Source organism: Gordonibacter sp. 28C (assembly GCF_003339845.1).
Lineage (GTDB): Bacteria > Actinomycetota > Coriobacteriia > Coriobacteriales > Eggerthellaceae > Gordonibacter.
Window position 1 is genome coordinate 48,339 of record NZ_PPTR01000016.1, and the last position, 19,432, is coordinate 67,770.

Here is a 19,432-nt window from a genome sequence, read left to right on the forward strand (position 1 = left end):
AAGCATGACGAAGAAACTGCTGATGGGAAACGAGGCGTTCGCGCATGCGGCGCTCGAAGCGGGCGTGCGCGTGGTGGCGGGCTATCCGGGCACGCCGTCGTCCGAGCTCATCGAGACGGTGGCGAAGCTGCACGCGTCCGGCGCGGCGCGCGGCGTTCACGTGGAGTGGTCGACGAACGAGAAAAGCGCGCTCGAGCTGCTGGCCGGCGCGTCCTATACCGGCGCGCGTTGCCTGTTCACCTGCAAGCAGGTCGGCCTCAACGTGGCCAGCGACCCGCTCATGAGCCTGAACTACGTGGGCGTGAAGGGGGGCACGGTGCTGTTCGTGGCCGACGACCCGGGTCCCATCTCGTCGCAGACCGAGCAGGACACCCGCCGCTTCGCGGCCTTCGCGAAGATGCCCGTGCTCGACCCGTCCACGCCCGACGAGGGTTTCGCCATGATGAGGGCCGCGTTCGACCTGTCCGAGCGCTACCACACGCCCGTCATCGTGCGTCCCACCACGCGCATCAACCACGCGTCCACGTTCTTCGAGGTGGCCGACGCTACCGATGCGCGGCCCGTGCCCGACGAGGGTTTCGAGCGCGACCCGAAGTGGATCATCTTCCCGCGCCGCGCCTACCAGGCGCACGGCGAGATCAACGAGCGGCTTGCGCAGATCGCGCGCGACTTCGCGCACGAGCCCGCCCTTGCTGCGTTCAACCCGATGGTTGAAGGCGGTGCGACGAGCGAGGGCACGCCGCGTCTGGGCATCGTGGCCGGCGGCGTATCGGCGGCCTACGCCCGCGAGGCGCTGCGCATGGTGGAGACTCGCGCGGCCGAGCACGGCATCGAAGTGCCGGCCTACCGTTTTTGGCAGGTGGGCACGCCGTTCCCGTTCCCCGAGGACGCCGCCGCGCGCTTCGCCGAGGGCCTGGAGCAGGTGCTCGTGCTGGAAGAACTCGACCACGTGCTGGAGGACGAACTGCTCAAGCACGCCGGGCGTGCGCACGCGCCCTATCAGGTGAAGGGCAAGCTCACCGGCGACGCGCGCGATCGCGGCGAGAACGACGTGGACGACGTCGCCGCCCGCTTGGCGCGGTTCCTGGGCGTGGCCGAGGCGGCTGCGGCCGGCGAGCCCCTGGCGTACGACACCGCGGACGACCCGCTGCCGGTGCGGCCGCCCGTGCTGTGCGCCGGCTGCCCCCATCGCGGCAGCTTCTACGCGGTGAAGCGCGCGCTGGGCAAGGCACCCGCCGTGCTGTGCGGCGACATCGGCTGTTACACGCTGGGCAACGCCATGCCGCTCGATGCGGTGGACACGTGCCTGTGCATGGGCGCGGGCATCACCATGGCGCAGGGCTTTGCCGTGGCCGAGCCGCACAAGAAGCACGTGTCGTTCGTGGGCGACTCCACGTTCTTCGCCAGCGGCCTGCCGGGCATCGTGAACGCCGTGTACAACGGCCACGATATAACCGTGTGCGTGCTGGACAACGCCACCACAGCCATGACCGGCTCGCAGCCGCACCCCGGCACCGGGGTCACGCTCATGGGCCCGAAGCGCGAGCCCGTTTCCATCGAGCGCGTGCTGGAGGCCGTGGGCTTCGGCTGCATCGTGCACGCCGACCCGCTCGACCTCGAAGGCTCCGTCGCGGCGGCGAAGGAGGCGCTCGACTACGAGGGCCCCTCGGCCGTTCTGTTCGAGTCGCCGTGCGTGCAGCTGGTGAAGCCGGGCGCTCCCGCGACCGTCGACGCCGACGCGTGCACGGGCTGCAAGAAGTGCATCACCGAGATCGGCTGCCCCGGCATCGGCTTCGACGCCGACGCGCGCGGGCCGAAGAGCCGCGAGCGCGGCCAGGCGTTCGTCGACGCCAGCCTGTGCAACGGCTGCGGCCTGTGCACGCAGGTGTGTCCCTTCGACGCGCTCTGTCATCCTGAGCGGAGCGCGCAGCGCGGAGTCGAAGGATCTCGCCCAGGATCCTTCGACTCCGGCGGCAATGCCGCCTCCGCTCAGGATGACAAGTTGGAAAGGGGTTCCCATGCGTAACGTTCTGCTTGCCGGCGTGGGCGGTCAGGGGACCGTGCTCGCGGCCAAGGTTCTGGCCCAAGCCGCCCAGAGCAAGGGGTGGAAGGTGCGCACGGCCGAGACCATCGGCATGGCGCAGCGCGGCGGCAACGTGGTGTCGCATGTGCGCATGGGGGATCGCGGCGAGGACGTGTTCGCCCCGCTGCTGGCCGAGCGCTCGGCCGACCTCGTCATCGCGTTCGAGCCGGCCGAAGCCGCGCGCGTGCTGCCGTTCCTCGCCCCCGAAGGCGTGCTGGTCACGGCAACGACGGCGCTCCAGCCCGTCACGGCCGCGTTGGCGGCGAAGCCCTATCGGGCCTCCGCCATCGTGCGTCGTCTCGAAAGCCAGCTGGCGGACACGGCCGCAACGTTCGTGGCCGTTGACGACGCTGCGCTCACCGAGCGCGTGGGAAGCCGCAAGGTGCTCAACACGGTGCTGCTCGCCAGCGCATTGGCCGCCGGGCATATCGAGCTCGACCTAGACGATTTGCGCAGCGCCGTCGAGGTGTGCGTCAAGCCCCGCTTCGTCGCTCTCAACCTGGCCGCGATCGACGAGGTGGCCGCTTCCTGTCGACAAGGCTCGTAACGCAGGCAACGCGCCCTTTCCGCCTCTTAATCAACACCCCCTCCGATGCTAATCGAGAGGGGATGCTGGTATACTGATGAGATTGAAGCATCGGTTGAAATTCCAAGGGAAAGAGCTCGGTGCGCAGCGAAGATTTCGGGTGTTCCCTGGGTCGAAAGCGAGGCGGCAATGCGGCAGGAAATGGATCGTGCGTGGCTCGACCAAGCGGTTCAAATGACGCAAGCGCTGTGGCGCGCCTATGTCATCGAGCCCTCGGACGAAGGCCTCCAGCTCATTCTCTCATCCCTTGACCCTGGCGAGCTTTCCCTCATCGGCACGGGCAAGCACGAGTTCTACGTCGATTTCGACTCGTTCATCCAGGGATACCAAAACGACCAGGCGGAGTCGCAGGGCATCACGTTCGAGATACTCGACGAGTACTACGAGGCGCGCCAGCTCGGCTCTGACTCGTGCATCGTGTTCGGCACGCTGTGGGTTCGCGAGAAAGCCGACCAACCCAAACCGCTGCTCGTGGAGATGGACACGCGTTTCACCCTGGCGTTTCGCCGCGAGGGCGACCGGTGGCTGGTCACGCACCTGCACCACTCCATGCCGAACGCCGATCAGCAGCGCGACGAGTACTACCCCAAAACCGTCACCGAGCAGGCGAACGCCGCACTCAAGTACTCCAAGGCGCTGGAGCGCCGGGCCGAGCTCGACTCCATGACCGAGCTGCTGAACCACGCGGCGTTCGAGAAGTACGTGGCGTCGGAGCTTATCGACGGCGGCGCGGGCAGCGCGTTCTTCATGATCGACCTCGATTACTTCAAAACGGTGAACGACACGCTGGGACACCCCGAGGGCGACCGGGTCATCCGGGAGTTCGCCGACGTGCTGGGGCAGGTGTTCGCGCGCGACGCGCTGCTCGGCCGGCTGGGCGGCGACGAGTTCGCCGTGTTCACCACGTGCGAGGTTTCGGTCGAAGAGGCGGAGGCCAAAGCGCAGGAGCTCATCGATTGCTGGAAAGGGCGTTCGCAGGGCAGGCCGGTGCGTTTGGGATGCTCGGTGGGCATCGTGCGGGCCGTTCGCGGCGACACGTTCTACGATCTGTACCGAGCGGCTGACGGGGCGCTGTACGAAAGCAAGCGTGGGGGCAGGGGCAGGTTCAGCTGGTAGGCGTCGCCGCCGGCTTCGCGCCGTCTTTTATGCCCCGTCATCCTGAAAAACCGCTCTTGTTTCTTTGCTTTCTCCGCGTGTTCGCCTAAAATGAACGTATGGAATTCGCATCCGACATCCTCTCCACCCCAGCCGTGGTTTCGGCGGGGCGATGGCTTTAGCTTCAAGACTCGCGCTTGGCGGGCTTGAAGCATCTTTGCACCCGGTAGAAGACCATCGTCTGAGAAGAGGATCACCATGCAGATCACCAACGATCAGTTCGCGCTTATCAAAGACCAGTTCAAAACCCTGAAAGAGCGTTCGCCGTTCTACGCCATGAAGTTCGAGGGCATCGACCTTGCCGACGTGCAAACCCAGGAAGACTTCGAGAAGCTGCCGTTCTCCGAGAAGGACGACCTGCGCCGCGTGTATCCGCTGGGCCTGCAGGCCGTGCCCGACGAGGAGGTCGTGCGCATCCACTCGTCCTCGGGCACTACGGGCACGCCGGTCATCATCCCCTACACGCAGCAGGACGTCACCGACTGGGCCATCCAGTTCGCGCGCTGCTACGAGATGGCGGGCATCACGAACCGCGACCGCATCCAGATCACGCCGGGCTACGGCCTGTGGACGGCGGGCATCGGCTTCCAGCTGGGCGCCGAGCGCCTGGGCGCCATGGCCATCCCCATGGGGCCGGGCAACACCGAGAAGCAGCTGCGCATGATGCAGGACCTGAAGTCCACCGTGCTGTGCGCCACCAGCTCCTACGCGCTGCTTCTGGCCGAAGCCATCGCCGAGCAGGGCATCGGCGACAATATCTGCCTGCGCAAGGGCGTCATCGGATCCGAGCGCTGGGGCGACAAGATGCGCAAGCGCATTGCCGACGAGCTGGGGGTGGAGCTGTACGACATCTACGGCCTGACCGAGATATACGGTCCCGGCATCGGCATCTCGTGCGACGAGCACAACGGCATGCACATCTGGGACGACTACGTGTACTGCGAGATCGTCGATCCCAAGACGGGCAAGAACGTGCCCGACGGCGAGTCGGGAGAGCTGGTCATCACCACGCTGCGCAAGCAGGGCGCGCCGCTCATCCGCTACCGCACGCACGACCTCACGCGCATCCTGCCCGGCGACTGCGCCTGCGGATCGCACCATCCGCGCATCGACATCCTCATCGGCCGCACCGACGACATGGTGAAGGTGAAGGGCGTGAACATGTTCCCCGCGCAGATCGAGGAGGTCATCCGCTTCACCGACGGCGCCTCGTCGGAGTACCAGGTGATGATCGACCACCTGTTCGGCAAGGACATACTCACGGTGTTCTTCGAAACCGAGGCCACCGGCGAGGATAAGAAGAAGGTCGAGGAGGAGCTCGCGTTCATCTTCAAGGGCAAGATCGGCTGCACGCCGGTCGCCAAGGGCGTCGCCATCGGCGAGCTGCCCCGTTCCGAGAAGAAGACCCAGCGCATTTTCGACAACCGCTACTAAAACGCCATTCAACAGCCATTCGAGCGCCCGTCGCCCTTCAAAGGCGGCGGGCGCTCGTGCTTCGTGGCGAGGTGCGTCGCCGTTTTTCGATGAGCCGAAAAGGTAATCGATACATCGCAGGCAACGACATCACCGAATTAAAAAAATGCCTCCGTGCGGTGTTTCACGTGAAACATTCGTTCGCTATCAGGCGATTTGCAAACTTTTTGCATTGCGCCGACGCTCCACTGTGGTAAAGTAGTCGCATGAATTCCGCGAAGGGACATATGGCCGTCGAGCAGCGCTGGCGCTTCGAGCTGGCCGTTGCGGCCGCGTGGCGCTCCTTCGCTCCCCGGTCTTCCGAATCTTTGGCCCCGTTCGCTTCGGGTCGTGCGGCTTCGTCCAACGAGGCTTCCGCTTACCGGGCCCTTCCTTACTATTCCTACCGATACCTCTAGCACATGGGTTTGCCCGTGGTGTTGCGTCGTGTCGGGCTCCGGCATAGCGCGCCCGTAGCAGGCAAAGTCATGTGCGCCTTGGAAGTTCCGTCGCTCTGCCGAGCTGCGGAACTTGCCGACGCTGCGAGCTGCTGCAGCGCCGATCCTCGGCTCTTTCATGCTTGCCCTCACGTGTGAAAGCACGTTCGGCCGCATGACAAGCCGATTATCGACACCGCAGCAGCTCTCGCTGACGTTGGTTCGACCTGCAAGTAAACGAACCAGAAGGATTCTCTCATGATCGAAAAAATATGCATGGTGCTCATCTTCGTGGGCGTGGCGGTGGGCGTGGGCATTTACTGCCGACGACACACCGGCACCGTCGACGGCTTCATCTTGGGCGGGCGCAACGTGGGGCCATGGCTTTCGGCGTTCGCGTTCGGCACGAGCTACTTCTCCGCCGTCATCTTCGTGGGTTACGCCGGCCAGTTCGGGTGGAAGTACGGCGTGGCCGCCACGTGGATCGGCATCGGCAACGCCATTTTGGGCAGCCTGCTGGCCTGGTGGGTGCTCGGCCCGCGCACGCGCGAGATGACGCACCGCCTGGGCGCGTCCACGATGCCCGAGTTCTTCGGCGCGCGCTATCAGTCGAAGGGTTTGCGCATCGCGGCCGCGGCCATCATATTCGTGTTCCTCATTCCGTACACGGCCAGCGTGTACAACGGCCTGTCGCGCCTGTTCGGCATGGCGTTCGGGCTGCCGTACGAGTGGTGCGTCATCGGCATGGCCGTCATCACCTGCATCTACGTGGTGCTGGGCGGCTACATGGCCACCGTCATGAACGATTTCATCCAGGGCATCGTCATGCTGTTGGGCATCGTGGCCGTTATCGTGGCGGTGCTCGTGAACAACGGCGGCTTCACGGAGGCCATCACCACGCTCTCGCTCATCCCGGCCGAAGGCTCCGAGATGGCCGGGCCCTTCGTGAGTTTCTTCGGGCCGAACCTGCCCGACCTCATAGGCGTCATCATCCTCACCAGCCTGGGCACGTGGGGCCTGCCGCAGATGGTGCAGAAATTCTACGCCATCAAAAGCGGCCCGGCCATCAAGCAGGGCGCCATCATCTCCACGGTGTTCGCCATGATCGTGGCGGGCGGCAGCTACTTTTTGGGCGGCTTCGGGCGGCTGTACGGCGGCCAGGTTGAGATGACCGCGGCCGGCACGCCGGTGTACGACTCCATCATCCCCACCATGCTGTCCACGCTGCCCGACCTGCTCATCGGCATCGTCATCGTGCTGGTGCTGAGCGCGTCCATGTCCACGCTGTCGTCGCTCGTGCTCACATCGTCGTCCACGCTCACGCTCGACCTCATCAAGGACAACCTGGTGAAGAACATGAGCGAGAAGAGGCAGCTCTCCTACATGCGCGTGCTGCTGGTGGTGTTCATCATCATCTCGGCCGTGCTCGCGCTCGTGCAGTACAATTCGTCCATCACGTTCATCGCGCAGCTCATGTCCATCTCGTGGGGCGCGCTGGCCGGCTCGTTCCTCGGCCCGTTCTTCTGGGGGCTGTTCTCCAAGCGCATCTCGCGTCCGGCCGTGTGGGCCAGCTTCATCGTGGGCGTGGGGCTGACCACGGGCAACATGATCTCCGGGTTCTTCGGTGCGCCGTTCATCGCCAGCCCCATCAACTGCGGCGCCATCGCCATGGTGCTGTCGCTGGTCATCGTGCCGCTGGTGAGCCTGGTAACCAAGCGCGTTGATTTCGAAGTCGATCCGCCCCGCGTCGAGGGCGCCATCGACCGCGAGTACGAAATGGAGCTGGAAGAAGAGGACGCGTAAAAACACGCTCGATCAGAGCGCAGGCCACACCAAAAGTTCGCGCGAGTACATGTTGATGGGAGCCACGGCAACGAGGATGTCGCTGTCGAACTGGTTGTATTTGTTGGGTGCCGCTTCCTCCACCCATTCGATGCCCAGTTCCTCGGCGATGGCGAACGCGTCGGCGGCCAGCGATTCGCCTCGATACACGACGAGCGCCACTGGATAGTCGAAAGACGCGACGTGGCGCACGTCGTAGCCTTCGTCGACGAGGGTCGCGGTCATAGAGCCGGCCAGCTCTTCGGATCGCGTGTTCGCTTGTACGATGATCGAGACGCCGCTGCGGTCCTCTACGCGCGGACCGTCGGCTTCGGGCGGCCGTGAGCCGTCGTCCAGGCGTGGCGTCACATGCTCGGCCGGTTTTTTTGCTTGCGCGTACTGATCGTCGATGGCGTTCGGGCTCGTTGAAGACGGAGCGTCGCCACCGCTCGGCACGGCGGCGTTCGCGGCGTTCGTTTCGGGCGTCTCGATCGGCTGGTCGGACGCGGCCGGCATGCTGTCGGCTGCCTGCTCCTTCGGCGCGTTGCTCGCGCATCCGGCGAGAAGCGCGCCCAGCAGGCAAAACGCGGCAAGCAGCAAAAAGGTTCCGAGTATCGTTGCGGAGCTAGCGAAGGGACTGCGGTTCGATCGGTTGCGGCTGAGGGGCATGGCTATCACCTCTGTTGGTTGGACCGATGGCTTCTTCCCCAGTATGCGCTTCGACAGGGAGGAATGCACGCGCGTTTCTCCCCGTTGGTGTTAAAAGAACAATTTTGTGACAGCGGTGCGCGAACGCTATACTGTCGGATGACGATCTCGCACCTCTTGTCGAAGGCATTTGCATGATCTTCCAGCTCGTCCTCATATACTTTCCCGCGCTGGTGTTCGGCTTTCTGTTCGTGCGCAATTACTGCAAGGAGCCGCGGCAGTTCCGCAACGCGCTGTACTTCCTGCTGCTTTGCTTGTTCGCGTTCTGCGGCCTGTCCATCCAGTTCGACGCGCCGGGGCTCGTGCTCTTGGGCTTGGCCGCCATCCCGTTCGGCACGGTGGCGCTGGTGGCGTTCTTGCTGGCGAACACCGTAGTGGTGGTGAAGCGGGAGGGGTTCTCGCTCGCGCATGCGCTGCCGGGGCTGTTCGCGCTGCTCATCGTGGCGGTGTGCGTTGCCATGCCGGTGTTCGTGATGCTGCAGGCGCCGCCCGCTGTGCTGCTGCTGTCCCTGTTGGTGGTCATGGAGGGCTCGTACGTGGCGTTCACGTTCGCAGCGCTGCTGCTGTACTCGTGGTTGTACCGGCGTCTCCCGAAACGCCGCGACTACGATTACATCGTGGTGCACGGCGCGGGCTTGCAGGGCACGCGCCCCACGCCGCTTCTGGCCGCGCGGCTCGACAAGGGCGTCGAGTTGTGGAAGGCGGGCGGCAGCCGTGCGCTCATCGTGGCGTCGGGCGGGCAGGGTGTCGACGAGCAGGTTTCAGAGGCTCAGGCCATGCGCGACTACCTGGTGGGCGAGCGCGGGGTTCCGGCAGATGCCGTCATCATGGAAGACCGATCCACCACCACCATGGAGAACCTGCGCAACAGCAAGGCCATCATGGACGCGCGTTCCGGTGCGAACGCCTACCGCGCGGCCGTGGTCACGAGCGACTACCACGTGTTCCGCACGGCCGAGTACGCCCACAAGATCGGCCTTGCCGCCGACGGCGTGGGCAGCAAGACGGCGCGCTATTACTGGCCCACGGCCTTCATCCGCGAGTACGTGGCCGTGAGCGCGGCGCACAAATGGCCGTTCGCCGTCGTCTTCGCCTTGTGGCTGGTGCCTGCGGCCATCGCCCTGTTCCAGATATAGCCGATTGCGCGGTCGCCGTCGGTCCGACGGGTTTCGCGCGGCTTTGCACGGAGACGGCCGCGTCCCGGCTTTCGGGCGCCCCCGGTTCCCCTGTGCCCGAAATGGCGCAAAACGCCGTGTCTTTGCTGCTCGCACGCTTCATATACCGTATACTAGGGCGCATAATTCGGCGTTGGGGTCATCGACGCCCATGGATCCGGTGCGACTAAAGGGGACGCATATGGAAGGTTTCGACCTTATCAGCACGGGCGTGTGGTCCATCATTCCGCCCATTCTAGCGCTGGGGCTGGCGCTCATCACGAAGGAGGTGTACTCCTCGCTCGCCATCGGCGTGTTCACCGGCATGGTGATCTACCAGTTCAGCCTGAACGGCGCGGGCGCGGAGCAGCTGGTGGACTCGTTCACCATGGTGCCGCAGATGATGGCCGAGCAGATTGCCGGCAACGGGGCGCTGCTTTTGTTCCTTGCGTTGTTGGGGGCGCTCGTGGTGGTCATAGCCGGCGCGGGCGGGTCGCGCGCGTACGGCGAGTGGGTGGCCACGCACATCAAGAACGCGAAGATGGCGCAGATCCTCACGGCGGTGCTGGGCATCATCATCTTCGTGGACGACTACTTCAACTGCCTCACGGTGGGCGCGGTCATGCGCCCGGTCACCGACCGCTTCCACATCAGCCATGAGAAGCTGGCGTGGATCATCGACTCCACGGCGGCGCCCATCTGCATCATCGCGCCCGTGTCGTCGTGGGCCGTGGCCGTGGGCGGCTACCTGGGCGAAGGCGGCTTCACCACGTTCGTGCAGTCCATCCCGTACAACTTCTACGCGCTGCTTACCATCGTGTTCGTGTTCTTCATGTGCGCCACGAAGAAGGACTTCGGCCCCATGCGCGTGGCCGAGGCCGAGGTGCAGCAACCGGCCGAGCAGCAGCATCGCATTCCGCCGAAGGAGAGCGCGCTCGAAGCCATGTCCATGGTGGGCATATCCGACCCCGACGCGGCCGACCAGCTGCCGCTGAACATGGACACCGTCATCGCCGAAGAGGACGAGCTCGACGAGGCCGCCCAGGTTGCCGTCGAGGAGTTCAAGGGCATGGCCATTTCCGAGAAGGGGCGGGTGTTCGACCTTATCGTGCCCATCGTGGTGCTCATCATCTTCTCCATCCTGGGCATGCTGTACGCGGGCGGGTTCTTCAAGGGCGTGGATTTCTCCACTGCCGTGGGCGAGAATCCCGTGTTCGGCCTGTGCATCGGCGTGTGCGTGGCCCTGGTGGTGGCCGCCATCATGTTCCTGCCGCGCAAGCTCATGACGCTGTCGGGCTACATGGACGGCATCGCCGAGGGCGTGCGATCCATGGTGGGCGCCATCATGATCTTGGTGCTGGCGTGGAGTTTGGGCGGCACGTGCCGCTACCTGCTGGGCACGGGCGAGTTCGTGAGCGGGTTCTTGAACGGCATCGGCGTGGGGTTGGCGTTGCTGCCGGCCGTGATTTTCGTGGTGGCCGCGTTCATCGGCTTCGCCATGGGAACGTCGTGGGGCACTATCGCACTCATCCTGCCCATCGTCATCGGCGTGTTCCCGGCCGAAGACCCGCTGTTCCTGGTGGCCATCGGCGCCACGCTGGGCGGTGCGGTGTACGGCGACCACGTGTCGCCCATTTCCGACACCACCATCCTGTCGTCGGCCGGCGCGCAGTGCAACCATCTGCGCCACGTGGCCACGCAGCTGCCCTATGCGTCGACGGTGGCCGTGACCTGCCTGGTGGGCTACCTCATCGCCGGTTTCACGGGCAACCCGTGGATTTCGCTTGCAGTGGGCGTCGTGCTCATGGTGGCCGCCGTGCTGGTGCTGAACAAGTCGAAGTACGGGACGGCGAAATAGCGCGGGCTTGCATGTTCGGTATCGCGCATGGCGAACAGGGGGCGTCGGCCTTGCCTACGGGCGGCCGACGCCTCTTTCTTTTCCGAAACGTGCCCGACGGCGCGATTCACGCGCTCACGATATGCGGCAGCGGACGATCGTGCGGCTCGCACGGGACGGCGTCCGCGCGCTGTTCGTCGAACGCCACGCCCACGATGAGCGCGTCGTCCCGCAAGCATGGCAGCAGGCGGTCGTAGTTGCCGCCGCCGTAGCCCAGGCGGTTACCCGCATCGTCGAACGCCACAAGCGGCACCACCACCGCATCGAGTTCGGAGGGGTCGGCCTCCTCGTAGCCTTTCTCGGCGAGCTCTCTGCGAATCAGGCAGCGCAGCGGAGAGTTCAGAAAGTCCTCCCGTGCGCTGTCGTAGCGATCGGGGGGTACGAGATACAACGCCATGCGGCTTTCGGCACCCGGCTCGTCGCGCACCATGCAGGGAAAGCAAGGAATCCAGCCTCGAGAAAACACATCTTCAACAAATAGTTGCAAGTCTACCTCGCTGCGCATGGCGGCGTACACCGCAACGCGCGGTTCCCGCCCTTCGCGCGTCGCAGCGAAGGGCCGCTGCAGTGCTTCGACCGTCAAGGCTGTGACCTTCGCGCACACGTTTGCGCTCTTGCGGGCGCGTGTTTGCTTGCTCAGCGCGTCGCGCTGAGCAAGTTTGGTTGCGCGCAAGTTCGTCTTCTCGTCCATGCGGCCAGTATATCATTCCGGCAACGCCGCAGGCGCCGAGCGGCCCCGCAGTGCCTGCGCAGTTATCAACAGTCGATAACTGCAGGTCAAGATTGCGTAGACGTAACCGTTTCCATTCGATTTGCTATGCAAACGGCTCAATGACCTTGCTATAATCGTTCTGCTTTCGGTACACTCAAAACGTCCTGGATTGCTCTGCCAACGCCAGAGCGGAACTGTCGGAAAGGCGCTGTTTCACGGCGTCTTTTGTGTTATCAAGGACAAAGTAAAGTGACCGACTTATATATATGTAAGCAGCTCATCGGATGCTGGCAATGTAATGCCGATGCAGCAGCGAGTTAGGAGACAACGTGCAATTCAAGGCATCGACGGACTATGGCATGCGCGCCATCCTGTACCTGGCCGCACAGGGTACCACGTGCTCCTCGAAAGACATCGCGCAAGACATGTCCATACCACGCGATTATCTTATACAGCTGGCCCAGTTGCTGCGCAACGCCGGCCTCATCGAGGCGCGGCCGGGCAAGCACGGCGGTTACCGGCTGGCCAAGGAACCGTCTGACATCACCGTGCTGCAGATCATGTCGGCGCTCGAAGAGGACGCGAAGGCGTCCACCCGCGCCAAGCGCTCGTCGCGCAAAGGCGGCGCCATGGTGCAGGGCGTCAAGCAAACCTATCAGCTTATCGAGGAGAGCTTCGACGCTTACTTGGACAGCCTGACCATCGAGATGATGCTCGAAAGCGTGAAGAACGGCGACAACCGCCGCACGTTTTTGGCCGAACGCCTCGAAGACGAAGGCAAGCGCCTCGCCCAAACCGCCTAACCTGCGGAAGCGCGCCCGGTCGGCGAAGGGCGGAGCCCGCCCAACTTCAGCCGCAGCGCGTTTCTGCCGTCGCTAGCCAATGCCCAATACCTGCATGACCAGCAGCGCAGCCGTGAGCACCGTCACGATGCCCACCGTCACCCAAATGAGCACGCGCGACACCGGTCGCGAACGGTACTTCCCCATGATGCGCTTGTCGGCCGATATGATGGCCATGAACACCAGCAACACGGGCAGTATGATGCCGTTCACGAACTGCGCCGTGAGCATGACCCCCATAAGGTCGATCCCCGGAATGAGCACCACGATCGCCGAGAAGGCGATGACGAACGTGAAGATACTCTTGAACAGCGGCGCTTCCTTCCATTTGAACGACACGCCCGCTTCCCAGCCGAACGCCTCGCAAATCACGAACGACGTGGTGAGCGGCAGCACGCACGCCGCCAGAAACGACGCCGCGATGAGGCCGATGGCGAACAGCGCCTCGGCGTAGTGCCCTGCGAACGGCGCGAGGGCCTTGGCGGCGTCGGCGGCCGATTCGATCTCGATGCCCTGCGGGAACAGCACCGCGCCGGTGGTCACGATGATGAACCACGCTACGAGGCACGCGGCGATGGTGCCCGCCACCACATCCACCTTCTGCGAGAAGAAGTCCTTCACGCTCACGCCCTTCTCCACCACGTTGCTCTGGTTGAAGAACATCATCCACGGGGCGATGGTCGTGCCTATCATGGCTATGACGAGCGACACGAAGCTCTGGTCCTGCACGACGTGCGGCACCACGGTGCTGGTGAGGGCCTCGTCCCAGTTCGGATCCGCCATGAACGCGGCCACGATGTACGTGACGAACACGAGCGACAGGATAAGGAACACCTTCTCCACGCGCTTGTAGCTGCCGCCCACCACCAAAAGCCACACGGCGACGGCGGCCACGGGCACGGCCAGGTACTTCGACACGCCGAACATCTCCATGCCGCTGGCGATGCCGGCGAATTCCGAGAACGTGGTGGCCACGTTGCCCACGAGCAGGGCCAGCATGGCCAGCGCGGTGAGCCGGATGCCGAACCGCTCGCGGATGAGCGCGGCGAAGCCCTTGCCCGTGACGGCGCCCATGCGTGCCGCCGTCATCTGCACCACGATGAGCAGCACGCACATGATGGGAATGACCCAAAGCGTGGCGAAGCCGAACTTCGCGCCCACGGTGGAGTACGTGGATATGCCGCCGGCGTCGTTGCCGGCCATGGCCGTGACGATGCCGGGGCCCAGCGCCGCCAGCAGAAGCCAGAGCTTGCTCGGCTTCTTCGGCTGCTCGAGCGGCTCCGCCTGGTTGTCGGCGAGGGCGATCCCGGTTTCGGGCTCCGTCGTGGCCTCGGGGCCTATCTGGCCGGTTTTGAAGCTGCCCCATTCGCGCCTGCGCTTGCCGCCCTCGGTTTTGCGCGCGTCGCTGTTCTTCACCATCATGGCGCTACCTTCCGGTGTAGCCGATTACTTGCAGCAGCACCAGCGTGTACAGGCCCAGGAACAGCAGCGAGGCCAGCACGATGCCCACTGCCTTGAGGGCGGTGGCCTTCGTCTTGTCGCCGCTCACGTCCTCCTCGATGGCGTCCCAGGCGTCGTCGACCGTGACGATGCCCAGCAGCATGTTGTGCTCGTCCACCACCGGCATGGCGGGCAACTCGTATTTGAAGATGTCGGCCGCCACGTCCTCTTCGGTTTCGTCGGGCGTCGCGGAGATCACGTCGTCGTACATGACGTCGCCCACGGGCTTCGCGTCGTCGGTGAGCACGAGGGTGCGCAGCGATAGAACGCCTTCGAACTCGTCGTATTCGTTGAGCACGTAGACGTAATGCACGGTGGGGTGGTCTTCGGGCAGCTCGCGCAGCACCTCGATGGTCTGGCCCACCGTGTCGGTGGCGTGCACGGCCACGAACTGCGTAGTCATCATGCCGCCGGCTGTGCCGTCCTTGTAGCCCAAAAGCCGGCGGATCTCGGTGGCGTCCTCCACGCCCATGAGGCGCAGCAGCGTCTCGGCCTTCTCGTAGGACAGGTCGCGCACGATGTCGGCCGCGTCGTCCGGGTCCATGTTGCCCAAAAGGCCGGCGGCGCGGGCGTCGTCCAGATCCTCGATGAAGTCGGCTTGGTACTCGTCCTCCATCTCGGAGATGGCCTCGGTGGCCTGCGCCTCGTCCAGGTGTTGGAACACGTTGGCGCGCTGTTGCGGGTCCAGCTGCTCCAGGATGTCGGCCACGTCGGCGGGATGCAGTTCGTCCAGGCGCTTGTGCGTCACGGAAAGCTGCACTTCGGACAGGTCGCGGTCGAGCAGGTCCATGTAGTTCCAGGCGATGATCTGCTCGTCGATCTTCTTGTTGAACACCTTCGCCACGGAAACAACGGCGCGCTCGAGCCAAGGGGCAAGCCCGCGCAGGATGCCGCGAATGCCCACCTCGGCGCCCAGCAGGCGCAGCTGCGTGCCCGAAATGGACAGCTTCAGATCGTTCACGCGCACGACCTTCAGGCCCTGCGTGTCCACGATCTGGCGGTTCAGCAAGTCGCGAGCGAGCAGCACCTCGTCGGGCTGCAGATAGCTGAAGCGGATGTCGTGCGCTTCCACCGTGAGCGTGATGCCCTCGTCGTCGAATTCGTCGACGTACTTGCGCCACGAGATCATGAACGGGACCTTGCCGGGCCCCTGGAAGGCCAGGCTCGTGATGCGGGGAAACACCTCGCCGGTGGAGATGGCCAAGTCGGAGATCGTGCCGATCTTCTCGCCGGATGCATCGACGACGGGTTTCCCCATTATTTGAGAGAGATAGAGCATGTTGGTTTCCCTTGCCGTCAGGCCCATGACCGGCGCGGTTTCAGCATATCGCAAAAGTGCGTTTCGGGCAGCGCGATGCGCGTCAAGCTTGCGTCAAGTCGATGAGCGTAGCAGTCGTTCTTCGACTGCCAGCGAAAAGGGAAGCCGAAGGAGGACTACTTACTGTGAGGTTTCGATTTTCGAACCTTCAAGTATGTTCCTTTCCTTCAACAATAAAAAAGCCGCACGTGCTTCATGAGTCGTTGCGGTCTTCAAAGCTGTAAAAGTGGTGCGCCGTGAGGGATTCGAACCCCCGACGTACTGATTCGTAGTCAGTCCCTCTATCCAGCTGAGGTAACGGCGCACGTCGAAACAGCAAAAGTTATTATGCCGGTAATGCCGAGCGCTGTCAACGACTATTTTCAGGAAGTTGCTAAATCACAAACCGCTCGCAGTTCTCCGGGCGGTTTGTGATTTATTGGCTTGCGGTTCGGTTTGCCGCTCTTGGAGGGGACGATGGCGGCGGAGCCGATATCCGGTGGCGAAAGGGGTGGCGTAAGCATGCTTCGATTGGGAAAGGATTATGCCGTCCAGGGCGTGATCGCCAAACGAAGGCGGCCCCGCGTCGAACGAGGCGGGGCCGCGGGCTTGGGGTGCGGAAAGGCCGCGCGAAGCTACTTGGCTTCCGGCCAGTCCTCGATGATCTTGGCGGACTCCTTGTTGCCCACGTCGATGACGTCGATCTCGTCGGGCGTCTCGATGACCTCCAAGACCTCTTCGTTGCTGGGGATGACGATCTTCTCTTCGGACGTTTTCTCGTCGGATGCTTTCTTGTCGGGCATAGCTGGCTCCTATCACTCGGACGAACGGGATACGAGAACAATGTACGCCGCAGGCTTCGCGCGATCGCCTTGCGCCGCGTATCGTTCACGGGCGCGTAGCGTCCGCGTTGAGGACATGTTGCCGAACCGGCGGCCAGGACGGCGTCGCTGCGCTGATCCCCCGATCTTTTCCCGACGACGACCCTTGGTGGCACAGAAATGACAGATTCTTTGCAGACTCGCGATTGAAAACGTTCTGTAGGTTCGCAATGGCTCGTGGGTGGCGATCGTTTGCCCAGTTCGCTTGGATCAGGGGAAGGCCGCAGCGCTTTTTCGAAGGGCGAAAATGCAAAGAATCGGTGAAAAGTGTGCCGAAGGGAAGCCGAGCAGCCGGCCAAAGGGGGAAGCCCTCTTGGCTTCCCGGCTCCTGCCGTCGGGCGGACGAACCGCTTCCTGCTAGCGGGCGTACACGGTGCGCTTGCGGGTGACCAGGCGGTCGACGAACTCGGTGGCGGGCGCGCGCAGGATGTCGCACGGCGGCGCGAACTGCACGGCACGGCCGGCTTCCATGACCAGCACCTTGTCGCCCAGGTCGAGCGCCTCGTCGATGTCGTGCGTCACGAACAGAACGGTGATGCCCGTCTGCCGGTGTATGCGCTTGATCTCGTCTTGCAGGCTGCTGCGCGTGATGGCGTCCACGGCGCTGAACGGCTCGTCTGCCAACAGGATGTCGGGGCTGGCCGCGAGGGCGCGGGCGATGCCGACGCGTTGCGCCTGGCCGCCCGACAGCTCGGCGGGATAGCGGTCCGCGATGTCGCGCGGCAGCCCGATGATGTCCATCCACTTCGCCACGGCCGCTTCGGTGCGGCCCTTGTCGCCGCTGTTCAGCAGCGTGGGCACGTATGCGATGTTCTGCTCTACCGTGAGGTGGGGGAACAGCACGCTGCCCTGGATGGCGTAGCCGATGTTGCGGCGCAACTCGATGGGGTCGGCGCTCGACGTGGCCTGCCCGTGCACGAGCACCTGGCCCTCGTCGGGCATCACGAGGGCGTTCACCGTTTTCAGCAGCGTGGTTTTGCCGCAGCCGGAACTGCCGATGATGGTGACGAACGCTCCTTCGTCGATGCGCAGGTCCACGTCGTTCACGGCGATCGCGTCGCCGAACCGCTTGGTCACGTGCTCGAATGCGACGGCATCGCTCATTTACATCAGCCCCCTCTCGGCCAGAAACGCGTCGGCCACCTCTTTGGGCTCGCGCCCCTGCGTCTCCACTTCGTTGTTCATGCGCGCCATGTCGGCGTCGGTTATGGCGCCTTGCAGCTTCTCCAGCTCGCCGCGCAGCTCGGGGTGCTTCTCCAACGTGTCCATCCGCACGACGTTGCCGCACAGATACGATGGGTAGAAGCCCTTGTCGTCCTCCAGAACCACCAGGCGGTCGTCGGCCACCTGCCCGTCGGTGGTGGACACGACGATGGCGTCCACCTGCCCCTCGAACAGCGCCTGGTACTTCAAGCTGATGTCCATGTCGCGCGTGGCGGCGAAGTCCATGCCGTAGGCCTGCTGCAAGCCGGGGTAGCCGTCCTGGCGGTCGAAGAAGTCGGGCTCGGCACCGAAGGCCAGCTCGCCCGCCGCCTGCGCGAGGTCGGAGTACGTGCGCAGGTTGTAGCGGTCGGCCGCATCCTTGCTCACGGCCAGGCCGTACGTGTTGTTGAAGCCGTACTTGCCCACCCAGGTGAGCCCCAGTTGCGATTCGTATTCTTGCTGCATGGCGTCGAACAGGGACTCGTCGTAGGTGTCGTCGTGCTTGAGCACGGCGTTCCAGCCGGTGCCCGTGTACTCGGGGTACAGGTCGAAGTCCCCCCGCTCCATGCCGGGCTCGATGTTCGACGTGCCGCCGCCCACCCCCTGCGTGAGCTCCACGTTCAGGTCGGTGTCGTGCTCGATGAGCGTGTTCAGCATTTCGCCGAGAACGTACTGCTCGGTCATGGGCTTCGTGGCGATATGCACGGTGTCGCCGGTCGCGCCTTCCCGGTTGACGAATGCGAACGCGCCGCCCGCCGCGAGCACGACCGCGGCGGCGACGGCGACAACGGCGCCGATTCGACGGTGCGGCTTCTTGGCCGATGTGCGGCCCGGTGTCGCCGTGTCGCCGTCGTCTACTTCGCTCGAGACGCCGGCCGTGGCGCCGAGGGCCGCCTGCTGCGGACGGGGTATCGCGCCGAGCGCCGCGCGAACGCGCGAGCGGCGCGGCTTCGGCTCCAGATGCCTCCGCGTGGCCTTCTCGGCCACGCCCAGCAATAGGTCGACCGCTATGGCCAGCAACGCGATGAGCACGCTGCCCGCCAGCGTCATGGCAAGGTTGTTCGTGGTGATGCCGCGGTAGATGGCCACGCCCAGGCCGCCTGCGCCGATGAAGCTGGCGATGCCGGCCAGCGCGATGGTCATGGTGGCCATGTTGCGGATGCCGCTCATGATGATGGGGGCGGCCAGCGGCAACTCTATGCGGTAGAGCAGCTGCCGATCGGTGGATCCCATGCCGCGCGCCGCCTCGATGATGGCGGGCTCGATGGTGGTGAGGCCGGTGTAGGTGTTGCGCACCATGGGCAGCAGCGCGTACACGGTCAGCGCCACCACGGCCGTGAGGTCGCCTATGCCCGTCACGGGTATGAGGAAGCCGAACAGCGCGATGGACGGGATGGTGTACACGAAGTTCACCAGGGCCAGCACCGGCTTCGCCCCGCGCCGCCACTGCGCGATGGCGATGCCCAGCGACAGGCCGATGAGCGCCGCCAGCACGATGGACACGAGCGATATGCCGATATGCTGCAGCAGCAGGTCGAAAAACCAGCTGCGACGTTCGACGAGCAGTGAGAACATGGTGGATATCACGTGCGCCTCGCTTTCTCGCAGGTCGAAGGTGGAAGGGTGGCTTGGGCGCACGGCCGATGCTATCTCATTTCGGGCAGGAGCCCGTTCGGACAACATACTCGAAGACGAACCGTCATC

Annotated in this window: 15 protein-coding genes and 1 tRNA gene; 8 read left to right on the forward strand and 8 right to left on the reverse strand. The window is 64.3% G+C overall.

Going from position 1 to position 19,432, the window contains the following annotated elements; genetic code table 11:
- Positions 1 to 4: 4 nt before the first annotated feature.
- From C1878_RS15040 to C1878_RS15060, 5 genes are all read left to right on the forward strand, one after another.
- Entirely contained in the window at positions 5 to 2,026 is a 2,022-nt protein-coding gene (locus C1878_RS15040) for a thiamine pyrophosphate-dependent enzyme (protein WP_114602422.1), read from the forward strand.
- Positions 2,019 to 2,630, forward strand: coding sequence for an indolepyruvate oxidoreductase subunit beta (locus C1878_RS15045; protein WP_114602423.1), 612 nt, complete (start codon positions 2,019 to 2,021; stop codon positions 2,628 to 2,630). Before C1878_RS15040 ends, C1878_RS15045 begins: the two co-directional genes overlap by 8 nt.
- Positions 2,631 to 2,843: 213 nt before the next feature.
- The gene (locus C1878_RS15050; RefSeq protein WP_241963781.1) at positions 2,844 to 3,785 is read left to right on the forward strand and encodes a diguanylate cyclase domain-containing protein; all 942 of its coding nucleotides are present in this window, start codon (positions 2,844 to 2,846) and stop codon (positions 3,783 to 3,785) included.
- A 237-nt stretch (positions 3,786 to 4,022) separates the two neighbouring features.
- Positions 4,023 to 5,258, forward strand: a complete 1,236-nt coding sequence (locus C1878_RS15055; RefSeq protein WP_114602425.1) for a phenylacetate--CoA ligase family protein — start codon at positions 4,023 to 4,025, stop codon at positions 5,256 to 5,258.
- Positions 5,259 to 5,971: 713 nt separating this feature from the next.
- Complete coding sequence (locus tag C1878_RS15060; protein ID WP_114602426.1) at positions 5,972 to 7,516, forward strand: sodium:solute symporter; 1,545 nt, start codon at positions 5,972 to 5,974, stop codon at positions 7,514 to 7,516.
- 12 nt (positions 7,517 to 7,528) lie between these two features.
- Here the strand turns inward: C1878_RS15060 and C1878_RS15065 are convergent, their stop codons facing one another.
- Complete coding sequence (locus C1878_RS15065; protein WP_147272968.1) at positions 7,529 to 8,203, reverse strand: hypothetical protein; 675 nt, start codon at positions 8,201 to 8,203, stop codon at positions 7,529 to 7,531.
- Between the two features lie 173 nt (positions 8,204 to 8,376).
- Between C1878_RS15065 and C1878_RS15070 the strand changes: the two genes are divergently transcribed.
- On the forward strand, positions 8,377 to 9,378 hold the full coding sequence (locus C1878_RS15070; protein WP_114602428.1) for a YdcF family protein: 1,002 nt from the start codon (positions 8,377 to 8,379) through the stop codon (positions 9,376 to 9,378).
- 220 nt (positions 9,379 to 9,598) lie between these two features.
- Positions 9,599 to 11,254 (forward strand): Na+/H+ antiporter NhaC family protein, encoded by a 1,656-nt coding sequence (locus C1878_RS15075; protein ID WP_114602429.1) that lies wholly within the window; start codon positions 9,599 to 9,601, stop codon positions 11,252 to 11,254.
- A gap of 106 nt (positions 11,255 to 11,360) precedes the next feature.
- On the opposite strand, the gene C1878_RS15080 is transcribed toward C1878_RS15075, so the two are convergent.
- The gene (locus C1878_RS15080; RefSeq protein WP_114602430.1) at positions 11,361 to 11,984 is read right to left on the reverse strand and encodes a 5-formyltetrahydrofolate cyclo-ligase; all 624 of its coding nucleotides are present in this window, start codon (positions 11,982 to 11,984) and stop codon (positions 11,361 to 11,363) included.
- 350 nt (positions 11,985 to 12,334) lie between these two features.
- Between C1878_RS15080 and C1878_RS15085 the strand changes: the two genes are divergently transcribed.
- Positions 12,335 to 12,808 carry an Rrf2 family transcriptional regulator gene (locus tag C1878_RS15085; protein ID WP_114602431.1) on the forward strand — a complete coding sequence of 158 codons (474 nt, stop codon included), beginning with the start codon at positions 12,335 to 12,337 and terminating at the stop codon, positions 12,806 to 12,808.
- A gap of 72 nt (positions 12,809 to 12,880) precedes the next feature.
- On the opposite strand, the gene C1878_RS15090 is transcribed toward C1878_RS15085, so the two are convergent.
- The 6 genes from C1878_RS15090 to C1878_RS16960 all read right to left on the reverse strand — a co-directional run bounded on the left by C1878_RS15090 (position 12,881) and on the right by C1878_RS16960 (position 19,366).
- Positions 12,881 to 14,269, reverse strand: coding sequence for an Nramp family divalent metal transporter (locus tag C1878_RS15090; RefSeq protein WP_241963782.1), 1,389 nt, complete (start codon positions 14,267 to 14,269; stop codon positions 12,881 to 12,883).
- 4 nt (positions 14,270 to 14,273) lie between these two features.
- Entirely contained in the window at positions 14,274 to 15,626 is a 1,353-nt protein-coding gene (locus C1878_RS15095; protein WP_114602432.1) for a magnesium transporter, read from the reverse strand.
- A 266-nt stretch (positions 15,627 to 15,892) separates the two neighbouring features.
- A tRNA-Arg gene (locus tag C1878_RS15100) sits at positions 15,893 to 15,969 on the reverse strand.
- 310 nt (positions 15,970 to 16,279) lie between these two features.
- Positions 16,280 to 16,447: a hypothetical protein gene (locus tag C1878_RS16650; RefSeq protein WP_158539843.1), complete on the reverse strand. Its 168-nt coding sequence runs from the start codon at positions 16,445 to 16,447 to the stop codon at positions 16,280 to 16,282.
- Positions 16,448 to 16,882: 435 nt separating this feature from the next.
- Entirely contained in the window at positions 16,883 to 17,629 is a 747-nt protein-coding gene (locus tag C1878_RS15105) for an ABC transporter ATP-binding protein (protein WP_114602433.1), read from the reverse strand.
- On the reverse strand, positions 17,630 to 19,366 hold the full coding sequence (locus tag C1878_RS16960) for a glycine betaine ABC transporter substrate-binding protein (RefSeq protein ID WP_241963783.1): 1,737 nt from the start codon (positions 19,364 to 19,366) through the stop codon (positions 17,630 to 17,632).
- Positions 19,367 to 19,432 lie beyond the last annotated feature (66 nt).

Coding starts and splice junctions, on each gene's coding strand:
- C1878_RS15040 (WP_114602422.1), top strand. CDS start 5: ATGACGAAGAAACTGCTGATGGGAAACGAGGCGTTCGCGCATGCGGCG.
- C1878_RS15075 (WP_114602429.1), top strand. CDS start 9,599: ATGGAAGGTTTCGACCTTATCAGCACGGGCGTGTGGTCCATCATTCCG.
- C1878_RS15050 (WP_241963781.1), top strand. CDS start 2,844: ATGACGCAAGCGCTGTGGCGCGCCTATGTCATCGAGCCCTCGGACGAA.
- C1878_RS15055 (WP_114602425.1), top strand. CDS start 4,023: ATGCAGATCACCAACGATCAGTTCGCGCTTATCAAAGACCAGTTCAAA.
- C1878_RS15105 (WP_114602433.1), bottom strand. CDS start 17,629: ATGAGCGATGCCGTCGCATTCGAGCACGTGACCAAGCGGTTCGGCGAC.
- C1878_RS15045 (WP_114602423.1), top strand. CDS start 2,019: ATGCGTAACGTTCTGCTTGCCGGCGTGGGCGGTCAGGGGACCGTGCTC.
- C1878_RS15070 (WP_114602428.1), top strand. CDS start 8,377: ATGATCTTCCAGCTCGTCCTCATATACTTTCCCGCGCTGGTGTTCGGC.
- C1878_RS15090 (WP_241963782.1), bottom strand. CDS start 14,269: ATGATGGTGAAGAACAGCGACGCGCGCAAAACCGAGGGCGGCAAGCGC.
- C1878_RS15065 (WP_147272968.1), bottom strand. CDS start 8,203: ATGCCCCTCAGCCGCAACCGATCGAACCGCAGTCCCTTCGCTAGCTCC.
- C1878_RS16650 (WP_158539843.1), bottom strand. CDS start 16,447: ATGCCCGACAAGAAAGCATCCGACGAGAAAACGTCCGAAGAGAAGATC.
- C1878_RS15060 (WP_114602426.1), top strand. CDS start 5,972: ATGATCGAAAAAATATGCATGGTGCTCATCTTCGTGGGCGTGGCGGTG.
- C1878_RS15080 (WP_114602430.1), bottom strand. CDS start 11,984: ATGGACGAGAAGACGAACTTGCGCGCAACCAAACTTGCTCAGCGCGAC.
- C1878_RS15095 (WP_114602432.1), bottom strand. CDS start 15,626: ATGCTCTATCTCTCTCAAATAATGGGGAAACCCGTCGTCGATGCATCC.